Source organism: Acholeplasma equifetale ATCC 29724 (assembly GCF_000687735.1).
In the GTDB taxonomy this organism is placed as follows: Bacteria; Bacillota_I; Bacilli_A; order Acholeplasmatales; family Acholeplasmataceae; genus Acholeplasma; species Acholeplasma equifetale.
On record NZ_JHXL01000003.1, the window covers coordinates 1 to 22,565 of the forward strand.

General features: G+C 28.2%; 23 protein-coding genes. 17 read left to right on the forward strand and 6 right to left on the reverse strand.

Features of this window, described 5'->3' with window-relative positions:
- The 9 genes from T434_RS07880 to T434_RS0102380 all read left to right on the forward strand — a co-directional run.
- On the forward strand, positions 1 to 426 hold a 426-nt coding region (locus tag T434_RS07880), incomplete at its 5' end, for a tyrosine-protein kinase family protein (protein ID WP_026399733.1).
- A 14-nt stretch (positions 427 to 440) separates the two neighbouring features.
- Positions 441 to 1,094, forward strand: coding sequence for a tyrosine-protein phosphatase (locus T434_RS07885; RefSeq protein WP_162150635.1), 654 nt, complete (start codon positions 441 to 443; stop codon positions 1,092 to 1,094).
- A gap of 9 nt (positions 1,095 to 1,103) precedes the next feature.
- A complete protein-coding gene (locus T434_RS07890; RefSeq protein ID WP_026399734.1) occupies positions 1,104 to 1,976 on the forward strand; it encodes a DegV family protein in 873 nt (290 codons plus the stop codon).
- Positions 1,977 to 2,080: 104 nt separating this feature from the next.
- Complete coding sequence (locus tag T434_RS06625; RefSeq protein ID WP_162150636.1) at positions 2,081 to 2,896, forward strand: glycosyltransferase; 816 nt, start codon at positions 2,081 to 2,083, stop codon at positions 2,894 to 2,896.
- A 4-nt stretch (positions 2,897 to 2,900) separates the two neighbouring features.
- Positions 2,901 to 3,674, forward strand: coding sequence for a DUF4422 domain-containing protein (locus tag T434_RS0102360; RefSeq protein WP_162150637.1), 774 nt, complete (start codon positions 2,901 to 2,903; stop codon positions 3,672 to 3,674).
- Positions 3,671 to 4,783, forward strand: coding sequence for a glycosyltransferase (locus T434_RS0102365; RefSeq protein ID WP_162150638.1), 1,113 nt, complete (start codon positions 3,671 to 3,673; stop codon positions 4,781 to 4,783). Before T434_RS0102360 ends, T434_RS0102365 begins: the two co-directional genes overlap by 4 nt.
- Positions 4,773 to 5,888, forward strand: a complete 1,116-nt coding sequence (gene glf / locus T434_RS0102370; protein WP_026399737.1) for a UDP-galactopyranose mutase — start codon at positions 4,773 to 4,775, stop codon at positions 5,886 to 5,888. Before T434_RS0102365 ends, glf begins: the two co-directional genes overlap by 11 nt.
- Positions 5,866 to 7,425 (forward strand): flippase, encoded by a 1,560-nt coding sequence (locus T434_RS06630; RefSeq protein ID WP_035358130.1) that lies wholly within the window; start codon positions 5,866 to 5,868, stop codon positions 7,423 to 7,425. Before glf ends, T434_RS06630 begins: the two co-directional genes overlap by 23 nt.
- 207 nt (positions 7,426 to 7,632) lie before the next feature.
- Entirely contained in the window at positions 7,633 to 8,178 is a 546-nt protein-coding gene (locus T434_RS0102380) for a hypothetical protein (RefSeq protein WP_026399738.1), read from the forward strand.
- Positions 8,179 to 8,201: 23 nt separating this feature from the next.
- Here the strand turns inward: T434_RS0102380 and T434_RS07415 are convergent, their stop codons facing one another.
- The 4 genes from T434_RS07415 to T434_RS0102400 all read right to left on the reverse strand — a co-directional run bounded on the left by T434_RS07415 (position 8,202) and on the right by T434_RS0102400 (position 11,269).
- On the reverse strand, positions 8,202 to 9,011 hold the full coding sequence (locus tag T434_RS07415; RefSeq protein WP_051614333.1) for a mechanosensitive ion channel family protein: 810 nt from the start codon (positions 9,009 to 9,011) through the stop codon (positions 8,202 to 8,204).
- Positions 9,012 to 9,073: 62 nt separating this feature from the next.
- Positions 9,074 to 9,871, reverse strand: coding sequence for a MetQ/NlpA family ABC transporter substrate-binding protein (locus tag T434_RS0102390; RefSeq protein ID WP_035358131.1), 798 nt, complete (start codon positions 9,869 to 9,871; stop codon positions 9,074 to 9,076).
- A gap of 1 nt (position 9,872) precedes the next feature.
- Positions 9,873 to 10,553, reverse strand: coding sequence for an ABC transporter permease subunit (locus T434_RS0102395; protein ID WP_026399740.1), 681 nt, complete (start codon positions 10,551 to 10,553; stop codon positions 9,873 to 9,875).
- Positions 10,541 to 11,269 (reverse strand): ATP-binding cassette domain-containing protein, encoded by a 729-nt coding sequence (locus tag T434_RS0102400; protein ID WP_026399741.1) that lies wholly within the window; start codon positions 11,267 to 11,269, stop codon positions 10,541 to 10,543. Before T434_RS0102400 ends, T434_RS0102395 begins: the two co-directional genes overlap by 13 nt.
- A gap of 134 nt (positions 11,270 to 11,403) precedes the next feature.
- Here T434_RS0102400 and T434_RS0102405 point away from each other — a divergent pair, with 134 nt between their 5' ends.
- On the forward strand, positions 11,404 to 12,591 hold the full coding sequence (locus tag T434_RS0102405) for an AAA family ATPase (RefSeq protein WP_026399742.1): 1,188 nt from the start codon (positions 11,404 to 11,406) through the stop codon (positions 12,589 to 12,591).
- 23 nt (positions 12,592 to 12,614) lie between these two features.
- On the opposite strand, the gene T434_RS0102410 is transcribed toward T434_RS0102405, so the two are convergent.
- Both T434_RS0102410 and pepT read right to left on the reverse strand, forming a co-directional pair.
- The gene (locus tag T434_RS0102410; protein WP_026399743.1) at positions 12,615 to 13,607 is read right to left on the reverse strand and encodes an aldo/keto reductase; all 993 of its coding nucleotides are present in this window, start codon (positions 13,605 to 13,607) and stop codon (positions 12,615 to 12,617) included.
- Between the two features lie 59 nt (positions 13,608 to 13,666).
- On the reverse strand, positions 13,667 to 14,884 hold the full coding sequence (pepT, locus tag T434_RS06640) for a peptidase T (RefSeq protein ID WP_162150639.1): 1,218 nt from the start codon (positions 14,882 to 14,884) through the stop codon (positions 13,667 to 13,669).
- Positions 14,885 to 15,096: 212 nt separating this feature from the next.
- Here pepT and T434_RS0102420 point away from each other — a divergent pair, with 212 nt between their 5' ends.
- From T434_RS0102420 to T434_RS0102450, 7 genes are all read left to right on the forward strand, one after another.
- Positions 15,097 to 15,426: a hypothetical protein gene (locus T434_RS0102420; RefSeq protein WP_026399744.1), complete on the forward strand. Its 330-nt coding sequence runs from the start codon at positions 15,097 to 15,099 to the stop codon at positions 15,424 to 15,426.
- A 14-nt stretch (positions 15,427 to 15,440) separates the two neighbouring features.
- A complete protein-coding gene (locus T434_RS0102425) occupies positions 15,441 to 15,842 on the forward strand; it encodes a DUF2089 domain-containing protein (RefSeq protein WP_026399745.1) in 402 nt (133 codons plus the stop codon).
- Between the two features lie 2 nt (positions 15,843 to 15,844).
- Positions 15,845 to 16,219: an SHOCT-like domain-containing protein gene (locus T434_RS0102430; RefSeq protein WP_026399746.1), complete on the forward strand. Its 375-nt coding sequence runs from the start codon at positions 15,845 to 15,847 to the stop codon at positions 16,217 to 16,219.
- A gap of 78 nt (positions 16,220 to 16,297) precedes the next feature.
- Complete coding sequence (locus tag T434_RS07420) at positions 16,298 to 18,052, forward strand: ABC transporter ATP-binding protein (protein ID WP_051614335.1); 1,755 nt, start codon at positions 16,298 to 16,300, stop codon at positions 18,050 to 18,052.
- A 2-nt stretch (positions 18,053 to 18,054) separates the two neighbouring features.
- Positions 18,055 to 19,854, forward strand: a complete 1,800-nt coding sequence (locus T434_RS0102440) for an ABC transporter ATP-binding protein (RefSeq protein WP_026399747.1) — start codon at positions 18,055 to 18,057, stop codon at positions 19,852 to 19,854.
- Entirely contained in the window at positions 19,847 to 21,238 is a 1,392-nt protein-coding gene (locus T434_RS0102445) for a TldD/PmbA family protein (RefSeq protein ID WP_026399748.1), read from the forward strand. The genes T434_RS0102440 and T434_RS0102445 overlap by 8 nt, the downstream gene beginning before the upstream one ends.
- On the forward strand, positions 21,238 to 22,551 hold the full coding sequence (locus T434_RS0102450; RefSeq protein ID WP_026399749.1) for a TldD/PmbA family protein: 1,314 nt from the start codon (positions 21,238 to 21,240) through the stop codon (positions 22,549 to 22,551). Before T434_RS0102445 ends, T434_RS0102450 begins: the two co-directional genes overlap by 1 nt.
- Positions 22,552 to 22,565: the final 14 nt, after the last annotated feature.

A 22,565-nucleotide genomic window follows, 5' to 3' on the forward strand; every position in this document is an offset into this window, starting at 1 on the left:
ACAGATTATTTATCAGGTAATTTATCATACGAGAAGTTAGTTCGCGAGGATAAGTCAACAGGTATTGACTATATACCTACGGGTGGAGTTACATCTGCAGTTGTTAACCTTTTAGAAGCTCAAAAATTAAAGGATTTAATAGCTAAATTAAAAGGATTATATGATTATGTTTTAGTTGATAGTCCTCCGGTTATTGCAGTTTCTGATGCGCTATACATTTCTAAATTGGTTGATGGTGTTATCTTTGTTGTTTCACAACATGAAGCAAAACGATCAATTATTAATGAAGCTATTCAAACTTTAAGACAAAATAACGTGAATATCATAGGTACAATCTTTAAACAAGTAAATGTACGTGATTCAGAACTTTATACATATGCATATAGTTATGAATACGGCTACTTAAATCCCAAAAACAAAGATTAAGGTTTAATTAAGTTATGTTTGATATTCATAACCACATTTTACCGAATGTTGATGATGGTTCTAAATCAATCGAAGAATCTTTATTGATGATTGATATGCTTTATCAACAAGGTATTAAAAAAATTGTTTTAACACCTCATGTTCAAAATAGCGTACAAAAAGTATCATCCAAATTATTTCCAGAAAAGTTTAATGCCTTTAAAGATATCGTTAAATCGCATAACCCAGATATTGAATTATATTTAGGTTATGAAGTACGTTACGATCCATCAAAAAATACAGATTATGAAAAATTTGTATTTCAAGGGTTTAGTCAAAAATATCTTTTAATCGAATTTTCAACAAAAATAGAAGAACCAATTGTTGATATAATGTATAATTTAAAAGCAAAAGGATTTCAACCAATATTAGCACATCCTGAAAGATATATATATATTAATGAAAAAGATATTGCACGAATGAAACAAGATGGTATTTTAATCCAAGTAAATGCAAATGCAGTTTTGGGTATTGATGGTAGAATATATAAAAAGCGTGCATTAAAGTTTTTAAAACTACAATTAGTAGATTTTATAGCAACCGATGCACATAATAGTACAGATAGAAAACCTAATTTAGGATTAGCACTTAAAAAGGTTTCTAAAATTTTTTCAAATAAGGAATTGTGAGGGGAAAAAATGAATCCATTTGTAATCGTAACAGATTCAACTTGTGACTTACCAGATCGTATTGCACAAGAATATAACCTAGTTGTTATGCCGTTAAAGTTTCATTTAGGGGAAACAGCATATGTGAATTATTTAGATAATCGCGAATTAGATCCTAAAGAATTTTATGATTTACTTCGTGGTGGTGCCAAACCAACAACATCTCAAATTAACCCAGATGAATATGTTGAAACATTAACACCAATTTTAAAGGAAGGTAAAGATGTTTTAATTCTTTCATTCTCAAGTGCATTATCAGGTACTTTTAATAGTGCTAGAATTGCAAAAGAAATGTTATTAGAAACATTCCCTGAACGTAAAATAATGCTCATTGATACAAAAGCAGCTTCATTGGGTGAAGGGTTATTAGTTTATCAAACAGCAAAAGAAGTTAAATCAAAAAATTTATCATTAGAACAAGCTTATGAATTTGCACTTAATTTAGCACCACAAATCGCACATTGGTTTACCGTTGATGATATCGAACATTTAGTTCGTGGTGGTCGTATTACTAAAACTGCAGGTATTGTTGCAAAACTTGTAAATATTAAACCAGTCATGCATGTAAGTGACGAAGGTAAACTTGTTGCACGCCAAAAAGCAATAGGACGTAAACGCGCAATAAAAGCGTTAGTTGATGAAATGGAAAAATCAGCTAAACCTGGTAAACAAGTTGTCTTCATTGGACATGGTGATGATTTAGAAAGTGCTGAAATGTTAAGAGATTTAATTCGAGCTAAATTTGATGTTGAAGAATTAGTTATCCATATGATTGGACCAGTTATTGGTAGTCATGCTGGACAAGGTGTGTTAGCACTATTCTTCATTGGTCAAAATCGATAAAATAAGAAGATGTCTTAAGACATCTTTTTTTTGTTTTAATATATCTATTCTCTAAAGTTTGTTATAATAGATAATAGTCAATGAATAATATAAATGGAGTTTATATGCAATTTACAGTATTAATGTCGGTTTATCATAAAGACCAACCAAAATGGCTAGAAGAAGCACTAGATAGCATTCTAAATCAAACACTTATGCCAAATGAAGTTTTAATTATGATTGATGGGCCTATAGGTGAATCTTTAAATGACGTTTTAAATCAATATAAATCAAAATATAGTATTGTAAGAACACATCAACTTGAAAAAAATATGGGTTTAGGTTTAGCATTAAAAATGGGTGTTGAACTTGCTAGTTACCCACTTATTGCTCGTATGGATTCTGACGATATATCAATACCTACTCGATTTGAACAACAAATCAAACATTTTTCATTATATGATGTTGATTTAGTAGGTTCTGTAATTTTAGAATTTGAAGATAAACCTGAAACTTCAAATATTATTCGTAAATTACCAGAAAAACATGAAGAAATTGTTGAATTTAGTAAAAAACGAAATCCAATTGGACATTCTTCGGTCATGTTTAAAAAAGAAGCAGTTTTAAAAGCTGGTAATTATAGAGATTACTATTTAGTTGAAGATTATGATCTTTGGATACGAATGATTGAAACAGGTTCAAAAATGTATAATTTTCAAGAACCAATCACATATATGAGAATATCAAAAGATTTTTATAAACGTCGTGGTGGTTTAAAGTATTATAAATCTATACATAGATTTAAAAAAGAAATGTATAAGAAAAAATATATTACTTATCCTCAATATCTAAAAACAAACTATGCATCATTTATTGTAACGATGATGCCAGGATTTTTAAGAAGTTGGATCTATAAAAAATTATTAAGAAAGAAAAAGTGATTAAATGTCATTAAAAATATATATTGCAGCTCATAAACCATATCCAAAATTAACTAAGTATATTGATGATGCCTATCAATTTATTCAACCTGGTCAAAAAGGAAAAAAGCTTATCGAAGGTTATATTTCTGATGATTTTATAGGTTCAATAAGTGATAAAAATCCATATTATAGTGAACTTACTGCATTATATGCAATTTGGAAAAATTTAAAATCGGATTATGTTGGATTAGTTCATTATCGTAGAATATTTTCAAATAAGAAAATCACATTATTTAAGTATCAAGGATTAAAAAAAGAAAAAGCTTTAAAAATACTAAAAAATTACGATATGATCTTACCTTTAAAAACTTATTTAAGAAAAACTAATTATAAAAACTATGAAGAAAATCATTATATTGATGATTTATTAAAAGTTGAAGCAATCATTAAAAACTTATATCCTGATTATTTAGATGCGTATTATACATTTTTAAATCAAAAAGAAGCGTATTATTATAATATGTTTGTAATGAAATGGGATCTTTATGATCAATATATGAAATTTATGTTTGATATATTATTTGAACTAGAAAAAGCTGTTAATATAGAAAATTATGATGACTATCAAAAACGTATTTTCGGATTTATTTCTGAAAGATTATTTAATATATGGTTAATTAAAAATCAGCCAAGAGTAAAGGAAATGGATGTAATTTTAATTGAAAAAAATCCATTTGTTGTTACAATGAAGAGGTTTTTATCTAGAATATTTGGAGCATCAGGGAAGGTTAAATGATGAAAATAAAAATATTACATATATTAACTGAATTACAACTTACAAATGGTGTAACTAGTTATGTGATGAACCATTATGAGCGATTAAACCATGAAGAATTCGAAGTGGATTTTTTGATTGTGGGTAAGGCAGATCAAAAATATATCGAAATGATAGAAAAAAATCAAGATAGAATTATTTATGGCATCGAACCAAAGGTTAAAAACTATAAATTAATGAAAAATCATGCGAAAAAATTATTTGATGAAAAAATATACGATATTATACACTCACATGTATTTAATTGGAGTGTTCCGTATTTAAAAGAAGCAAAAAAACGTGGGATAAAGATTCGTATTTTACATGCGCATGCTACACAAAGCTCACCATCACTTATTAAACGTATTCGAAATGGTTTATTAATTCCTAAAGCGTTAAGCTTTGCTAATCAATATTGGAGTTGTAGTAAAGTTGCTGGGGATTTCTTTTTCAAAGACAAACCATATTATTTATCGCATAATGCAATAAACGCTGAAAAATTTTTATTTAATGAAGAGAATAGAAGTGATATAAGACAGTTATTAAATATTGGAAATGATAAAAAAGTAATTGGTTTTTTTGGACGATTTGATGATCAAAAAAATCCATTATTTATTTTAAAAGTTTTCCAAGAAATTGTTAAAAAAGATTCTAATATTTATCTATTAATGGTAGGCTCAGGAAAAAGAGAAGCAGAAATATTAAAATGGATTGATAAAGAAAATTTAAAACGAAATGTAATCGTATTTTCTCCAAGAAGAGATATATATAAATTTTATTCCGCAATTGATTTATTATTTTTACCATCCTTATATGAGGGGTTACCAGTTGTAGGGGTTGAAGCTTTATTTAGCAATTTACCACAACTTTACTCAACATATATTACACAAGAAATTAACCTTTTAAAATCTATTAGCTATGTCGATTTATCATTACCAATCGATAATTGGGTTAATAAAGCGATTGAACTGTTAAATAAAGATGTTATACGATTTACCAAAATTGATGAAAGATTAAGTATTTATGATATTCAAAATTCAGCAAAAATTGTTGAAAATAAATATAAGGAACTTATAAAAAATGAAATTTGAGTATGATTATTTAGTTGTAGGAGCAGGTATATTTGGTTCGGTTTTTGCATATGAAGCCAAAAAACGTGGTAAAAAAGTATTAGTCATTGATAAAAGAGACCATATTGGCGGTAATATGTATACAAAAAACATGGATGGTATTCATGTGCATTATTATGGTGCACATATTTTCCATACATCAAATAAAGAAATTTGGGATTACATTAATCAATTTGCTGAATTTAATAATTACATTAACTCACCAATTGCTAACTATAAGGGAAAACTATATAATCTACCATTTAATATGAATACTTTTTATCAACTTTGGGGAACAAAAACACCAAAAGAAGCAATGGATAAAATTGAAGAAGATAGAAAAAATCATTTTGTAGAAAATCCAAAAAATTTAGAAGAACAAGCAATTAATTTAGTTGGATTAGAAATTTATGAGAAATTAATTAAAGGCTATACAGCTAAACAATGGGGGAAAGATCCAAAAGATTTACCAGCATTTATTATTAAAAGATTACCTTTAAGATTTACATATAACAATAATTATTTTAATGACCGATATCAAGGTATTCCTATTGGCGGATATACTCAAATATTTGAAAAAATGTTAGAAGGCATCGAAGTTAGACTTAATACAGACTTTTTTGAAAATAGAGAAAAATTTGAGCATATTGCAGAAAAAATACTTTATACAGGTGCAATTGATGAATTTTTCAATTTTGAGTTTGGACATTTAGAATATCGTTCATTAGCATTTGATCATCAAGTATTGGATGTTGAAAATTTTCAAGGAAATGCAGTTATAAATTATACTGATTTAGAAACACCTTATACTAGAATTATTGAACATAAACATTTTGATGATGCAAAATCAAAACATACCGTTATTACATATGAGTATCCTAAAAAATATGAAATTGGTTCTGAGAAATATTATCCAGTGAATGATGATAAAAACAATGAAATTTATAAACGTTATAAAGAAAAAGCAGCAAAAGAGTCTAAATACTTATTTGGTGGTCGACTAGCTGAGTATAAGTATTATGATATGCACGCAGTCATCATAAGTGCTTTGGCGATGGTGAAAAATGAATTTAGAGACAAAGAATAGTTTATCAAAAAACTATATTTATAATTTAATTTATCAAGTATTAGTGGTAATCATTCCACTAATACTTATTCCGTATATCTCTAGAACACTTCAACCAACTAATGTTGGTGTTTATTCATTTGCTCATTCTATTACAACGTATTTTAGTCAGTTTGCTCTACTGGGGGTAAACTTATACGGAACAAAAATTATAAGTACAAAACGCGATAAACCAAATGAATTAAAGAAAAATTTCTGGGAAATTTTCGTAGTTAAAGGTATTGTTGCAATAACAATAATCTTACTTTTTTATACGTTCTTTACGTTCTTATATGATTTACCTTTGTTTAGTGTAGATGGAAATTTAATCTTCGAACATCCAGAAATTTATTATATTTTTGGGATCATCTTATTTTCAAATTTTATTGATATTACGTATTTATATACAGGTACAGAAAAATTTAGTAGTATTGTTATTCGTAATTCAATGATCAAAATACTCACATTAATTTTTGTATTTGTATTTGTTAGAAAATCAGAAGACTTATGGGTATATGCATTAATCATGGCATCAGGTGAACTCATAGGTCAAGCCATTTTATGGTTTGGTTTAATGAAAACACCACTTTTTATTAAAGATGAAAAAATAGAAGGATTTCATCCTTTCTCTCATCTTAAAGGTTTATTTACGTTATTTTTACCACAAGCAATTATTTTACTTTATACAAGTTTAAATGTTGTAATGATTGGTATATTATCTAATGAACAAGAAGTTGCGTTTTTTGATATGTCATCAAAAATCATTAATACCGTATTAGTGATAGCAACCGCTTTAGGAACAGTTGTTGTTCCAAGAATTAGCGCTTTATTTGAAGAAAATGATTTTGAAAAAATCAAAGATATTCTTAAAAAAGCTATTCAAATATCGACTTACCTATCATTTCCTATGATGTTTGGATTAATTGCTTTATCTTATGAATTTGTACCATGGTTTTTTGGAAATGAATTTGAACCTGCAATCATTGTTTTATCACTTTATACAATTAAAGTTGTTTTTGTAACAATTACAAATGTTATAGGTATTCAATATTTAATACCAACGAATCAAAATAAAAAGTTTACATATTCAGTTTTAGTAGGTGCTGTAATTAATCTTATTTTAAACATCATATTTATTAAAAATTATGGAGCAGTAGGAGCAGTTATTGGTTCACTCATTTCTGAATTTGGTGTATTGATTTATCAATTAATATCAACTAAAAATGAAATACCATTTGCAAAATATATTATGCAAACTTATAAGAGTTTATTAAGTGCCCTAGTAATGTTTGGAGTAGTATATTTCGTTAAGATAAGTACATATGACACTTTACTTCACTTTATGATGAATATTTTAAAACATGATTTCATAAGTGGATTTATTACATTAGCTTTATACGCAGTATTAGGTATTGTAGTTTATGTAATTACATCTCAACTTTTAAAGAATTCAATTCAAAAAATAATTATTACAAGATCATTTGATAAAATACGTGGAATTTTTAATAAAAATGATTAAGACATCTCAAGTTTTGAGATGTTTTTTTATGGTTTAAACTAAAAAAGAAAATAAAGATATTTGTCATTTTTATAAAAATTCGACAAAAATAATCAATAAATGGTATACCTAATAAATAGTATGAATGTATTTTTATATAGTATCATTAAAAATCCTGCTTTTAAAAGTTTCATGCTAAAATAAACTTAAAGAGGAAGATTGGGGATTTTGAAAACATTTATTATACGAACATTAATCGTTTTTGGTTTTATTTATGTTATGTTAGCTTCAATAATTATATCAATCACCCATTTATATCAAAGTGATTTTAGTGATAAAGTTGCACTTGAATATGGATATAAAGAACATGATATTGAAGGTATACAAAATCAGTCAAGTTTATTCTACTTTACTGCACTTAATAATCAGATTAATTACCGATTTGGACGAAATATGTCTGGGGCATATAACTTTAATATCATACCGCCGATTTATCAAGGTGAAACAGAAGGTTCACTTATTCAAGGTGAACGTTATCAGTACACAATGTATCTTAAGGAATATGGTGTAGAGGATTGGTTTGATCCAAAATATGAATTACCTGAACTAGATTCTGAAGGTCTTTATACAGGGAAATATTTCTTCATTTTAAGTCAAACAACGCGTCCTATAACAAGAGAGTTCGCGATTGTTATTAAACCTATAACACAGTCAGGATCATGGGGATTAAATGATGAAAATACTTCATGGGATCAACAAAAAAATAAGGCTTAACTATTAAAAGTTAAGCCTTTTTCTTATTCATTACGAACTTTTCTAATAAACATAAGTATTTCTTTTTTTAGTTGACGTTCAAGTGTTGTATGCTTACCATTTAACGTAACAAATGTTACACGGAGTGTTACTTGATGTAATAATGAATCTACAACTCCGACCAATTTTGGAGCTTCAAGCATATTTACATTATCGTTAAATTGATTTAAGATAGCTTTAAATTGATCAGTTTCAAAAAGATTTAAATCAAAGTTTGGTGATACTTGGAATTCAACAACTCCAACACTCTCACCAATTGAGAACTGAGTAATTGTACGAATATCACCATTATTAATCAAACGAACTTCATTTTTATAATTGACAATTTTAGTACGGCGAATACCAATATCGATAACAGTTCCTTTGAAATTATTTACCTCGATGATATCACCAACATTAAAAGCTTGTTCGAAAATGATGAAAAAACCACTAATTAAGTCTTTAATAAGTTCTTGAGCACCAAATCCAACAGCAAATCCTAATATACCAGCACTGGCTAATATAGGTGCTACATCAAACCCCATTTCTAATAAAATCATCATTATGATGATAAACCAAAATACATAGCGAGTAATTGAAATGACTAAAGCAGCAATTGTTTTTTGACGTTTAACAAGTCGTTTTTCTTTAGCTTTCATGCGTGCGACTAAAAACTTTGTTATAAAGTGAACAAGATAACCAATTAAACACCAAACTATAACCATTAAGACTTTTACAATTAAATTTGTAAGTTGAGTTTGATTGGATAACCATTCAGAAAATAAATTTGATAAAAATTCTCTTATTATATCCATAAAAAAACACCTCTTTACTGATAATAATATACCATACTTTAGAGGTGTTTTTGTTATATTCGTTAAAATGCAGGAATTGCAGCGTAACCGTAATTATCAATAATCCATTGTTTCACTTTTTCACTTGTTAAAATTTCAATGAATTTTTGAATTCTTGAATCATTTAACATAGAACTTCTTACAACAAATGAAATTGCATAGGTTTGAGTAATTTCATTGATTTCTTCATTAAATAGGAATTCGCTATCATCACCTAAATTAATAGCTGTTTTAGCATAACTAGGATACATGATTGCTAAACGTTTACCACTATCGCGATATTTAAAAGCAGTATCTAGTAATCCGTGTTGTTCAAATTTTAAATTTTTCGGATTTGATACAATGTCATCTAATGTCGCATCAGTGGTTTTACCTTCTTTTAAAGTGATCAAACCAGCACTTTGTAAGAGTAGCAATGCTCTTGATGTATTAACAACATCAATAGGCATATAAATAGTTTCGTTTTCTTCAATATCTTCAACAGATTCGTAGTAAGCACTATATAACGCAAATTTTGAGTGATATACAGGTTGAGCAACAACTAAATCAGCATTTTGTGCGTTATTAAAGAAATTCATAAAATGTTGATGTTGAATTAAATTACCATCCATTTCATTTCTAAAGAGAAGTGCGTTTTGAGCATTGTAGTCCATTTGAAGTTTACGAACCTTTATACCTTCTTTTTCTAAATCGGATTCAATTAAATCAACAATTTGTGGCATTGGATAAAAATCAACACCAATGATAAGTGCATCATCATTACTACATGAAATAAGTAATAATGATAATAATAATGTAAATATGATGTATAGTTTCTTCATGTTATAAACCTTTCTTTTTCTTTTTGTTATAATGATTTGCAAGTATAGAACCAAGTAATTGGATAAACTGTACTAATAGAATGATAATAATGATTGAAAACCACATGAGTTCTTCACCGACAGGAGAATAATAACCCATTTGAATTGCAGTAAAACCCAATCCACCACCACCAATTATATAGACGACGGTAGAATATGCTAATAAACTAATTAAAGATGAAGTGTAACCGAGTATTAAAGAACTCTTAGCTTCTTTGAAAATAAAATATTTAAATAATTGGAATTTTGATGCACCATATGCATAAGCTAAATCAAAAATATAAGGATTTAAATCAATAATCGATTGCTCAACGAGTCTTGCGACTGTTGCGATGCCAATTAAACTTAATGAAAGTATGGATGGGATAAAACCAATACTTGTACCAAATAATGTATAAGATACTGGGATAATTAAGATCATAAGAAGTATAAATGGAATTGAACGAATGATACTAACACTGATAGATAAGAACGATGCTATCCATTTATTTTGATAAGGGCGATTTTTTCCATAAAGAGCAAGTATAAAACCAACAATTGTGCCAAGTGGTAAAGAAATTAGAAATGAAATAAGTAATAGGTATAATGTTTCAATAGTCGCTTGTGTAAGATCACTTTGAAGTGAAAATGTTATGATTGCCATAAAAGTTCCTCGTAAGTATATGATTTTAATTTGTGATTACTTATTTTTTCTATGCGTTTAACTTTACCATTTTCAAGCAACATGACACGCTCACATAAATATTTAATTGCATCAATTTGATGTGATATAAAAATGATTGTTGGTTTAAATGTTTTATGGATTTTTAATATTAAATCTAAAATATCAAAACTTGTTTCTAAATCTAAAGAAGAAGTGATTTCATCTAAGAATAATATATTAGGTTCTGTCACTAAAGCTCTTGCAATTGAAATTCTTTGAGCTTCACCACCAGATAGAGTAATTGGATATTCATTTGCTTTGTGACTTAATCCAACAAACTCTAACATTTCTTTGGCGCGTTTAATTTGAACGTCTTTTGGAACCTTTAAGATTTTTAAAGGTAATAAGATGTTGTCTAAAACAGTCAAATTATATAATAAAGAAAAGTTTTGATATACAAAAGATGTTGAACGTAAAAATGTTGTCTTTTCTTTTGTGTTGAATGTTAAAGTGTTCTTATTATCTATAAAATATTCGCCGGTATCTGGTTTTAATTGAAGTGATAAAATCTTTAATAAAGTTGACTTACCTACACCGCTTTTACCAACTATTCCAAAGATTTCACCATCTTGAATTTCTAAGTTTATGTTATCTAGTGCAATCTGTTTTTCTTTGTTGGTATAAAAATATTTAGATATATTTTTTAATTTCAACATATAGATCCCTCTTAGTTTCCTACACTATTATACTTAAAAGGATATATGCTATATTCTTAACTTGCATAAAAAACGAAAATATCGTAAATATTATAGTATAATACTAATATAACAGTAAAAAAGAGTTGATAAAAGTGAAAATATCGAAAATAGTTATAAGTAATTATAAATGTATTAAAGAAAGATTTGTTTTAGAACTTGATAATGTATCAACTGCAATATTTGGTAATTTAGGTACTGGAAAAACCACACTTGTTGAATCACTATATGATTTTTATCAAGGCTTTTCAAATGGTTTTAAATATTCTAAAAATCAAGTTGATAATCATACAAAATATACATTTGAATTTCATATTCAAAATATAATTTACGCATACGAAGTAGTCATTAATTTTGAGCGTAATGAAATAGTTGAAGAAATACTATTTAATATATCTAAAAAAGAAATATATTTTAAAAGAAGTTCGAATGATCTTATTTTTTCAGCACTTAAAAAATTATTTAATGAAACAGACTTTTTAAGACTTCAGACATATATGTATGATCTTCGATTTGATAGAAGAAGTTTGATACTATCTGAACTTTATCAAAAAGATTTTAGTGATTCGCCTCAAACGAAGTTTATAGACTATATTGGTCAATTAATTCATAAAATGTATATTGATTATGATAATGATTTTATTAAATTTTATTCGAACATTACTGATAGTCACTATAAAGAATTGATTCAACTTTTAACGAAATTAAATTTACCAATAGAAGCAATCAAGTATAAAAAATTAGAATTAGATGATTTGAGGATGTTGCTAAATCGACATCGATATGATCATTTAATTGATATGTATCGAAATGAAATGATATTATCGAATAAAAATGAATTTTTCGTATATAGTTATGGATATTTATTAAAACTTAAGGGGCAAAATTTCGATGATTTAGATATCAATATGCTTGAATTTCACTTTAAAGACGAAAGTGTTTTAAATTTTCATCAGTTATCAAGAGGATTAAAAAATCTTTTAATTAAGCTTATGTATTTATTAAGAACTGAAAGAAATGTTTTATATATCGTTGATGATATGTTTGATTCAATTGATTATAAGTTATCTTTAGAAGTTATTTATTATATAAAAGAAAGATTGAAAAACTTCGATTCAGCAATTCTTTTTACAACAAATCAGTATTTATTATTTGATCAAAATGTATTTAATCAAAAAGAGATGTATATATTAGAATACAAGAATAATCTAAGACTTAGTAGGCTTGATACGCTAGGCATTCGAAAAGATAAAAAATTATTAAATTGGTATCTTGAACAATAAAAAAATCGGTTTAATACCGATTTTTATTTTCCAATAATCTCATCAATCATTTTAAGTTCTTCATCAGTAAATTCTAAATTATCTAAAACTTGAAGATTTTCATAAAGTTGAGAAAGTTTAGAAGTAGATATTAAGGTTGATGTCATTTTGGGATTTCTAATGACCCATGCTAAAGCCATTTGTGCGATAGATTGATTGCGTGCTTTGGCAATTACATCTAATTGTTTTAGTTTGTATCTTACTTCTTCAGTAATATCTTTTTTCGTAAACCAAATTGAATTTGGATTGTTAGCTCTTGAATCTTTTGGAATATCATCAATGTATTTATTTGTTAATAGACCTTGTTGAAGAGCGCTATAACAAATTGATCCACCACCTAACTCGTCAAATTGGGTATCTAATAAACCATCATGTTCAATCCAACGATTTAACATTGAATAACTAGGTTGTGTAATCACGTATGGTACATTAAGAACGCGTAAGATTTTGTAAGCTTCTTTAAGCTGTTGACTATTATAATTAGATAAACCAATATATAAAGCTTTACCCTGTAAAACAATATCTCTTAATGCAAGCATGGTCTCATAAAGATCCGTTTCTTCATCAAATCGATGATGGTAAAAGATATCAACATAAGGGATACCTAGACGTTCTAATGATTGATCAATTGAACTCATTAAGTATTTTCTAGAACCACCATTCTGATATGGTCCTTCCCACATTTTAAAACCAGCTTTTGTTGAAATAATAAGTTCATCTCTATAAGGTAATAATACCTCTTTTAAAATTCTTCCAAAAACCATTTCGGCATATCCTGGAGGTGGACCGTAGTTATTTGCTAAATCAAAATGAGTAATGCCGTGATTAAAAGCTTCGATAATCATTTTCTTACAAAGTTCATAATCGTTATCTTTAGAAAAATTTTGCCATAAACCAAAAGATAAAACCGGAAGCTTAAGTCCGCTTTTTCCGAGTTTACGATAAATCATTTTATTGTATCGATCAGGATTAATCATATTACACCCCTTTTTTATTATTATATATTGAAAAAATAAAAAAAGCCATTGCTGGCTTTTCATGAATTAGCAATTTCTTGAACTAAATAAGTAAGTATTTCAACAGCTTTTTCCATTTGGTTGATACTTGCAAATTCTAAACGACCATGGAAATGGAATGCACCTGTTCCAAGGTTTGGACATGGAAGACCGCCATATGTTAGTCTTGCACCATCGGTACCACCACGAATGGCTTCAAATTTTGGAGTTATGTTTGCTTTTTTAGTTGCATTTACAGCGTAATCAATAATATACATGTTTTTCTTTATAATTTCAGCCATGTTTAAATATTGTTCTTTAATGACTAGTGATACGGCTTCGTATCCATATTTTTGATTTAAGTAATCTTTTATTACGTTGAATTCATGAATTTGTTGTTTAAATTCATCTAAATTGTGATTTCTAATAATATATTCTGCAACTGCATATTCAACAGAACCTTCTGTTCTTGTTAAGTGGTTAAAACCTTCATAACCTTCAGTAAAAGCTGGATTTTTAAATGTTGGTAACATATTAAAAAATTCCATACTTAAATGCTGAGCATTAATCATTTTATTTTTTGCAGAACCTGGATGAATGGACTTTCCTATAAATGAAACCTTAGCAGAAGCGGCATTAAAGTTTTCGTATTCAATGCCTCCAACTTCAGAACCGTCCATTGTATACGCAAATTGTGCTTTGAACCAGTCGTAATTAAAACGATCCGCACCTTTACCAATTTCTTCATCAGGAGTGAAGCAAATGTAAATATCACCGTGTTCAATTGAAGGGTTTTCAATTAAACGTTCGATTAATTCCATAATTTCTGCAACACCAGCTTTATCATCAGCTCCAAGCAACGTATTACCATCGGTTGTAATAATATCATCACCGATAACTTTAGCTAATGAAGGATATTGACTTGGTTCCATACTATAATATTCGTTTAATTGAATTAAAGAACCATCATATTTTTTAATGATTTGTGGGTTAACAGGATAACCTGGTGCATCAAAAGATGTATCAACGTGAGCGATTAATCCAAAAGCTGGAATATTTTTTTTAGAATTTGATGGTAATTTAGAATAAACATAGCCGTCTTTATCTAAAAATGCATCTAATCCCATCGCTTTTAATTCATCAACTAACATTTTTGATAAGTTTAATTGTTTTGCTGTTGATGGAAAAGTATCTGAATTTGGATCAGATTGTGTATCAATTTTTACATATCTTATAAATCTATCAACTAATCTTGACATAATATCACCTTACTATTTTCTAACTGTTATTAATTATATGCTAAATTAATTAAAAAATCAAAAAATCGAAGTCTAAAAAAGGTAAAAATAAAAAAAATTAATCGACAAATTAAAAAAATTAATTTTTACTTTATCATTTTTGTTGACAACCCATAAAAAAATAAATAAAATTAAACTATCAATTAAAAAAATTAAGGAATTAATAGATAAAAATGAAAAAAATTAAAATATTGAAAAAATTATCTAAAAGAAAATTATCAATTGAAGAAACTTATCAAAAGTTATTTATTGATCAAAAATATGTGAAACAAAAGCGATCAAAAGTAAAGATTCATATAAAAATTAAAGAACATCGATTAATTAGCTTCTTTATAAATTTTATTTTTATCTTTCCAATTTCTATAAAAAGAATTAGTAAAATTCTAAAGAAAAATGAGAATTTTGAATTTGATATGACAGATATTGAAGAATTATTAAATTGTAAAGGGGTATCAATTGAGGTTATTAGTGATGAAGCAAATATTAATATAAAAACAGTATAGAAAGAGGTAAAAAAATGAAAAAGAAAATGCCAGTTATTACTTGTTGTCCAATTTGTAATCATGATTTACATATTACACAACTTAAATGCGATCATTGTGAAACAGAGATTAAAGGTGAATTTACATTCTCTAAATTTAATTATTTAGATTCAGAAACGCTTTATTTTATTGAATTATTTATTAAAAACAGAGGAAATATTAAAGCTGTTGAAAAAGAAATGAATGTTAGTTATCCAACAGTTAAGAAATATTTAGAAGAAGCAATTATATCTTTAGGGTATACAGTTGAGGAAGACGATGAAAAAGTAGAAGAAATATCGAAAAATATTCATTTAAGTATTTTAGATCAAATTAAAGAAGGTCAACTTAAAGTTGATGAAGCAATTGAAAAAATTAAAAAATTAAAAGGAGAATAAACATGGCTGATTTATTAAAAGAAGAAAGAATGAAAATTTTAGAATTATTAAAAGAAGGGAAAATTACCGCTGAAGAAGCAGAAAAATTATTAGAAGCTTTAAGTGATTCAAAAAATGAAAAAGTTGAATCAAATAAAAAGAATCCATTTAAAATGTTAAAAGTTCTAATTGATTCTGAGGATGGCGATAAGGTTAGAATTAATATACCTATTGAATTTGCAAAACTTCTTAAGAATGGTAAATTTGGAAATGTTAACCTTGATGATTTTGAAATAGATGTGGATTCAATTGTATCAATGGTTCAATCCGGTGTTAATGGAGAAATCATTAATATTGAATCAGAAGATGGCGATATTGTAAAAATTATAGTAGAATAATTACAATATGCTTTGAGGAAAGAACTTAATTATTTTAAGTTCTTTCTTCATAAAATAGGTAGAAAAGGAAAATGCATTATGATATTTTTAAAACACTTCCGTCATTACTACATTAAATATGGGTGGGCATTTTTATTAGGAATTTTAATATTGGTTGGAATTGACTATTTTCAATTAGAAATACCTAGAATGCTTAGAATTATTGTAGATGGTGTAGATCCTGAAAAACCCGTTTTTACAAATGTTGTTGAGATTATGCCAATTATTAATTATGTTGTAATGATTGTTATTGGTTTGAGTTTAGGCCGATTTTTATGGCGTTATTTACTATTTGGTACAGGACGAAAAATAGAAACAGATATAAGACAAGAGATGTTTGAACATGCGACTCGCCTTGGACAAAACTTTTATTCAAAAGAAAAAATTGGTGGATTAATGAGTTATTTTATTAATGATTTAAACGCTGTAAGAGAATTATATGGTTTTGGATTATTAATGTTAGTTGATGGCGTAGTATTAGGATTATTTGTTTTATATCGTATGTTTAATTTAGACTGGCTAATGACATTATATGCATTTATACCAATTGCATTAGTTGGTGTATTAGTATTTTTTATTAACATACGTATGGAACAAAAGTTCAAACAAAGACAAGAAGCTTTTGAAAAAATGAGCGATTTTACTCAAGAGTCATTTACAGGTATTCAAGTTATTAAAGCTTATGTTCGTGAAATGAGAGAAGCATTAACATTTAAGAAAAAATCTCAAGAAGTTTCTGATAAAACAATTGATCATATGCGATATGCAGTGATTGTTAACAATATTATTGATGCAATGATTTCATTAGTTGTTATCGCAATTATTGCATATGGATCATATTTAATGGCAAGAACAGAATTAACTGGTGGACAATTAACAGAATATATTTCATATTTCTTCACATTATTATGGCCTGTATTTGCTATTGCATCTTTCTTGAACTTAAATGGACAAGCTCAAGCATCAGCAAAAAGAATATATAAGTTTTTAGAATCACCTATTGATATTTTTGATAAAGATGACGCCATTGATGTTTCAGAATTAAAAGGTGGTATTAAGTTTAATCATTTAACATTTAAACATGAAGATAGTGAAGAGCCTGTTTTAAAAGATATTAGTTTTGAGATTAAACCAGGCGAAATGGTTGGCATACTTGGTAAAACAGGTAGTGGTAAATCGACCATTGTTGAACTTTTATTAAGAACATATAATGTTGATGATCAAATGATTTATTTTGATGATTATGATATTAATCAAATTAAAGTTAAATCTCTAAGAAGTCATATTGGTTATGTTCCACAAGATAATTTTTTATTCTCAGATACAATTAAAAATAACATTGGGTTCGCATTTGATTCTATTGATGATGAAAAACTAATTGAAGTAGCAAAACTTGCAGATATTCATGATAACGTCATGGAATTTCAAGATCAATATGAAACAATATTAGGTGAACGTGGTACAACTGTTTCTGGTGGTCAAAAACAAAGAATATCAATTGCTCGTGCATTAGCTAAAGATCCAACAATCCTAATACTCGATGATTCAGTTTCAGCAGTTGATACTAAAACCGAAGAAGCAATTATATCTAATCTTAGAAAACTTAGAAAAGGTAGAACAACAATCATGATTGCTCATCGTATATCTACAGTTAAAAAGTTAGATAAGATTGTGTTACTTGATCAAGGGAAACTTATTGGTTTTGGAACTCATAAAGAATTATTAAAACAAAATAGTGTCTATCAAGACATGGTCAAACGACAAGAATTAGAAGCTTTAGTAGGGGAGGTATAACGATGAGAGACTTTGCAGATCAACACGAAGCACGTCGTGATTCTCAACTAACTAAAAGACTATTAGGGTATGTTAAACCATATATAGGTCAATTTATATTAGTTTTCTTCTTAATGATTTTCTCAGTTGCAACTTCAGTTATATTACCTTCTGCAACTGGGATTGCAATTAACGTGATGAATGATTCAAACATAACTTATGAGGATAAAATTATATTTATCATCATAGGAACTTCATTATTAGTGGTAGTCTTATTTGTATCAATTATCATTAATTATTTTTTAACAATGATCCTACAAAAAATTGGACAAAAAATTACTCATCAAATAAGAACAGAAGTATTTACACATATTCAAAACTTATCAATTGGACAAATTAATATGTTACCTGTTGGGAAACTTGTTACGCGAGCTACAAACGACCCAGGTAATATAAGTGATATGTTTACGAACTCAATTGTTAATTTAGTTCGTTACATCTTAATGATTTTAGTTATGGGGGTTGCATTATTTGTTATTGAATGGAAAATGGCTTTAATAACAATGATAACAGTACCGTTCATTATTACAGCATCATTATTATTTAGAAAATATTCAAGAAAAGCATATAGAGAAGTAAGAAATAACGTTTCAGAAGTTAACGGTTACTTATCTGAAAACTTATCTGGTATGAAAATTACACAAGTATTTAATCAGCAAGATAAGAAAATACAACAATTCAATAAAGTCAATAAAAACTTACAAAAAAGTTATATCAAAGAAATTTTAGTATTTGGTATCTATCGACCAATTATTTGGTTATTATCAATGGTTGCAACCATCTTAACAGTATATTTAGGTGCAGAGAATATATTAACAGGTGGTGGATTGTCAATTGGTGCATTCGTATCATTTTATGTTTTTGTTGGTCAATTTTTTGAACCAATTCAACAAATAGCTGAACAGTTTAATACACTTCAAAATGGCTTTGCAAGTGCAGAAAAGATATTTGATGTATTAGATACTAAACCCGATATTGAAGATGAAGAGGATGCTATTGAATTAAATGAATTTAAAGGATCAATTGAATTTAAAGATGTATGGTTTAGTTATATACCTGATGAATGGGTGTTAAAAGGAATATCATTTAAAGTTAATCCAGATGAAACTGTAGCATTTGTAGGTGCAACAGGTTCAGGGAAAACAACTATCCTACAATTAATTGTTAGAAACTACGATATTCAAAAAGGCGAAATTTTAATCGATGGTATTGATATTAAAAAAATTAAACGTTCATCACTAAGAAAATTTGTTGGTCAAATGTTACAAGATGTATTTTTATTCTCTGGTACAGTCAAAGATAATATTACATTATTCGATGATTCAATCAGCGATGAGAGAGTTATTGAAGCTAGTGAATATGTTGGTTTAAATCATGTACTTAATCGCTTACCTGATGGTTTAAACCATGAAGTTAGAGAACGAGGGAATAATTTCTCAAGCGGTGAAAGACAATTAATTTCATTTGCTAGAGCAGTTGTTTATAAACCATCATTGATGATTTTAGATGAAGCAACAGCGAATATTGATTCAGAAACTGAAGCAATTATTCAAGAGTCTTTAAAGAAGATGATGAACATTTCAACAATGCTAATTGTGGCTCATAGATTATCAACAATACAACATAGTGATAAAATAATAGTGATGCACAAAGGTGAAATCAAAGAAATGGGTAATCATCAAGATTTGCTTAAACGTAAAGGGTTGTATTATAATCTATATCAACTACAATATGATAATCAGGAGGTCATAGAAAGTGTTTAATTTAACAAAAGAGCAATTACATGAATTGTTACAGTTAGGGTTAGAAACAGGTGCAGATTTTTCTGAAATCTTTTTAGAAGACACTAATCAAAGTTCAATTCGTGTAAGTAATGGTGATGTTATTGCCACATCAACTTCAAATATACATGGTGTAGGTGTTCGCTTATTACAAGGTATTGATGAAGTATATGGATATTCAAATGAAGTGACTTATGAGTCTATTCAAAAATTAATGTTAAATTTGCGTGGATCTTTTAAAGGAGAAGCTCAAAAAGCATTACCACTAGGTGATAAAAAACCATATGTGAATGATATAAAAATTCCAATGGACGCATTATCACCAAAAGAAAAGAGTCAAAAATTAATTCATTTATCTAATTTAATGAAAAATTATGATGATAGAATCATTCAAGCGGGTACAAATCTTATTGAATGGCATCAAAAAGTTTTAATAGCTAATAGTCGCGGAGTTTATCAAGATGATGAAAGAACATATACACGTGTCTTTTTAAGTTGTGTTGCTCAAGATGGTGACCTTATGCAAGATGGATATGATGCACCAGGACGTAATATGGGATTTGAAATTTTTGATCATATAGACTTTGAAGCACTTGCAAAAGAAGTTGCTCAATCAGCTATCACTTATCTATATGCAGATAATATGGAACCACAAGAAATGCCAGTAGTTATTCATAATGGATTTGGTGGTGTTATTTTCCATGAAGCGGTAGGTCATCCACTTGAAACGTCTGCTGTATCCAAAGGATTAAGTCCATTTGCCGGAAAACTCGGACAAAAAGTAGCATCAGAAGTTGTTACAGCATATGATGATGGTGATGAACCAGGCCAATGGGGGCGTTCAACATATGATGATGAAGGTAACAAAACAAGAAAAAATTTATTAATTGAAAAAGGAATTTTAAAAGGGTATCTTTCTGATTATCGTAGTGGTAAGCGCATGGGCTATGAATCAACAGGTAGTGGACGTCGTCAAAGTTATAAGTTCGCTCCAACTGCTCGTATGAATACAACGTATATTGAAAATGGTACTGATAATTTTGAAGATATTATTAAAGATACTAAATATGGATTGTTTGCTAAAAAGTTAGGTGGAGGAACTGTAAATCCAGCTACAGGTGAATATAACTTCGCAGTATTAGAAGGTTATATGATTGAAAATGGTCAGATTACAAAACCAGTTCGTGGTGCAATGCTTATTGGTCACGGTGCTGAAACTATAATGAATATTGACCGTGTTGCAAACAATAAATCATACGGTCAAGGTATGTGTGGTGCTGGTTCAGGATCAATTCCTGTCGACGTAGGTCAACCAACGATTCGTGTATCTAAAATGCTTGTTGGTGGACAAGGAGGTAAACGTTAATGTTTAAAGAGTGGATTGATTTAGGATTAAAAATGGGTTTTAGCGATATTGAATTTTATTCATCACGCTCAAAAACATTAAGTATAACTGTATATCAAGGAAAAGTTGAAAATTTTGAAAATTCAGATGTTACAGGGGTTAGAGTTCGTGCTATTTATGATGGCAAATTAGTATCTGGAAGAATTGAAGATTTAACACCAGAAGGAATGAAAAGTTTCTTTAAAAAATTAAAATTAAATGCAGAAGCATTAACTGTTAAAGAACCAGCAATTATTTTTGAAGGTTCTAAAGAATATCCAACAATTAAAGAAAATAATTATAATTTCGATCTTATTCCTGTTGAAAAGAAAATTGAATATTTAGTTCAATTAGAAAAAGAAGTATTAAAACATGAATTAGTGACACAAGTTGAATCATCATTTTATGAAGAAAAATATGGTGAAACACATATTGTTAACTCTAAAGGGTTAAATCTTCATAAGAAATTTAACTTAGCATACGCTGGCGCATCAGCTATCTTTGAAAAAGATGGCGATATCAAAACAGCTTATGAAATAAAATTAGCAAATAGTTTTGAAGAGTTTGATGCAAATACTGAAGCAGAAGCGGTTATTAAAGAAGGTTTATCAAAGATTGGTGGACAACCACTTAAAACTGGAATCTATGAAACTGTGTTTTCTTCAAAACGCTTTGCAGATATGTTACAAGTCTACTCAGGATTATTTTCAGGAGAAGCGGCATATCGTAAAGTTACAGCTTTAAAAGATAAAGTAGGTAAGCAAATTGCGAATTCTAACTTTACACTTTGGGATAACCCATTACACGAATTAACACCATATCCAAATGCATTTGATGATGAAGGTGTTGCATCATTCCCTAAAAAAATTATTGACCAAGGTGTATTTACTGGATTCTTGCATAATTTAAAAACAGCTGCATTACTCAATGAAGCACCTACAGGTAACTCATTTGGTGGTGGTATTGGACCTGCTGGTATGTATTTAGAACCTGGAACTCAATCATTTAATGAACTCATTAAAGATATTAAAGAAGGTTTCTATGTTACTGACTTAGTTGGTTTACATGCCGGTGTTAATGATACATCTGGTGACTTCTCACTGCAAGCTGCAGGTATTTACATTAAAGATGGTAAATTAGATCATCCTGTGAAAATGGTTGTATTATCAGGAAATTGGTTTGAACTCATTAAAAATGTGAAAGCTATTGGTAATGATCTTAAATTCCAATTATCAGGCGTTGGATCTCCAACTGTCTATGTAGGACCATTAAGTGTTGCTGGCGAAGAAAAATAATTAAGAATAAAAGG

Coding starts and splice junctions, on each gene's coding strand:
- T434_RS07885 (WP_162150635.1), top strand. CDS start 441: ATGTTTGATATTCATAACCACATTTTACCGAATGTTGATGATGGTTCT.
- T434_RS07890 (WP_026399734.1), top strand. CDS start 1,104: ATGAATCCATTTGTAATCGTAACAGATTCAACTTGTGACTTACCAGAT.
- T434_RS06625 (WP_162150636.1), top strand. CDS start 2,081: ATGCAATTTACAGTATTAATGTCGGTTTATCATAAAGACCAACCAAAA.
- T434_RS0102360 (WP_162150637.1), top strand. CDS start 2,901: ATGTCATTAAAAATATATATTGCAGCTCATAAACCATATCCAAAATTA.
- T434_RS0102365 (WP_162150638.1), top strand. CDS start 3,671: ATGATGAAAATAAAAATATTACATATATTAACTGAATTACAACTTACA.
- glf (WP_026399737.1), top strand. CDS start 4,773: ATGAAATTTGAGTATGATTATTTAGTTGTAGGAGCAGGTATATTTGGT.
- T434_RS06630 (WP_035358130.1), top strand. CDS start 5,866: ATGAATTTAGAGACAAAGAATAGTTTATCAAAAAACTATATTTATAAT.
- T434_RS07415 (WP_051614333.1), bottom strand. CDS start 9,011: ATGGATATAATAAGAGAATTTTTATCAAATTTATTTTCTGAATGGTTA.
- T434_RS0102390 (WP_035358131.1), bottom strand. CDS start 9,871: ATGAAGAAACTATACATCATATTTACATTATTATTATCATTATTACTT.
- T434_RS0102395 (WP_026399740.1), bottom strand. CDS start 10,553: ATGGCAATCATAACATTTTCACTTCAAAGTGATCTTACACAAGCGACT.
- T434_RS0102400 (WP_026399741.1), bottom strand. CDS start 11,269: ATGTTGAAATTAAAAAATATATCTAAATATTTTTATACCAACAAAGAA.
- T434_RS0102410 (WP_026399743.1), bottom strand. CDS start 13,607: ATGATTAATCCTGATCGATACAATAAAATGATTTATCGTAAACTCGGA.
- pepT (WP_162150639.1), bottom strand. CDS start 14,884: ATGTCAAGATTAGTTGATAGATTTATAAGATATGTAAAAATTGATACA.
- T434_RS0102420 (WP_026399744.1), top strand. CDS start 15,097: ATGAAAAAAATTAAAATATTGAAAAAATTATCTAAAAGAAAATTATCA.
- T434_RS0102425 (WP_026399745.1), top strand. CDS start 15,441: ATGAAAAAGAAAATGCCAGTTATTACTTGTTGTCCAATTTGTAATCAT.
- T434_RS0102430 (WP_026399746.1), top strand. CDS start 15,845: ATGGCTGATTTATTAAAAGAAGAAAGAATGAAAATTTTAGAATTATTA.
- T434_RS07420 (WP_051614335.1), top strand. CDS start 16,298: ATGATATTTTTAAAACACTTCCGTCATTACTACATTAAATATGGGTGG.
- T434_RS0102440 (WP_026399747.1), top strand. CDS start 18,055: ATGAGAGACTTTGCAGATCAACACGAAGCACGTCGTGATTCTCAACTA.
- T434_RS0102450 (WP_026399749.1), top strand. CDS start 21,238: ATGTTTAAAGAGTGGATTGATTTAGGATTAAAAATGGGTTTTAGCGAT.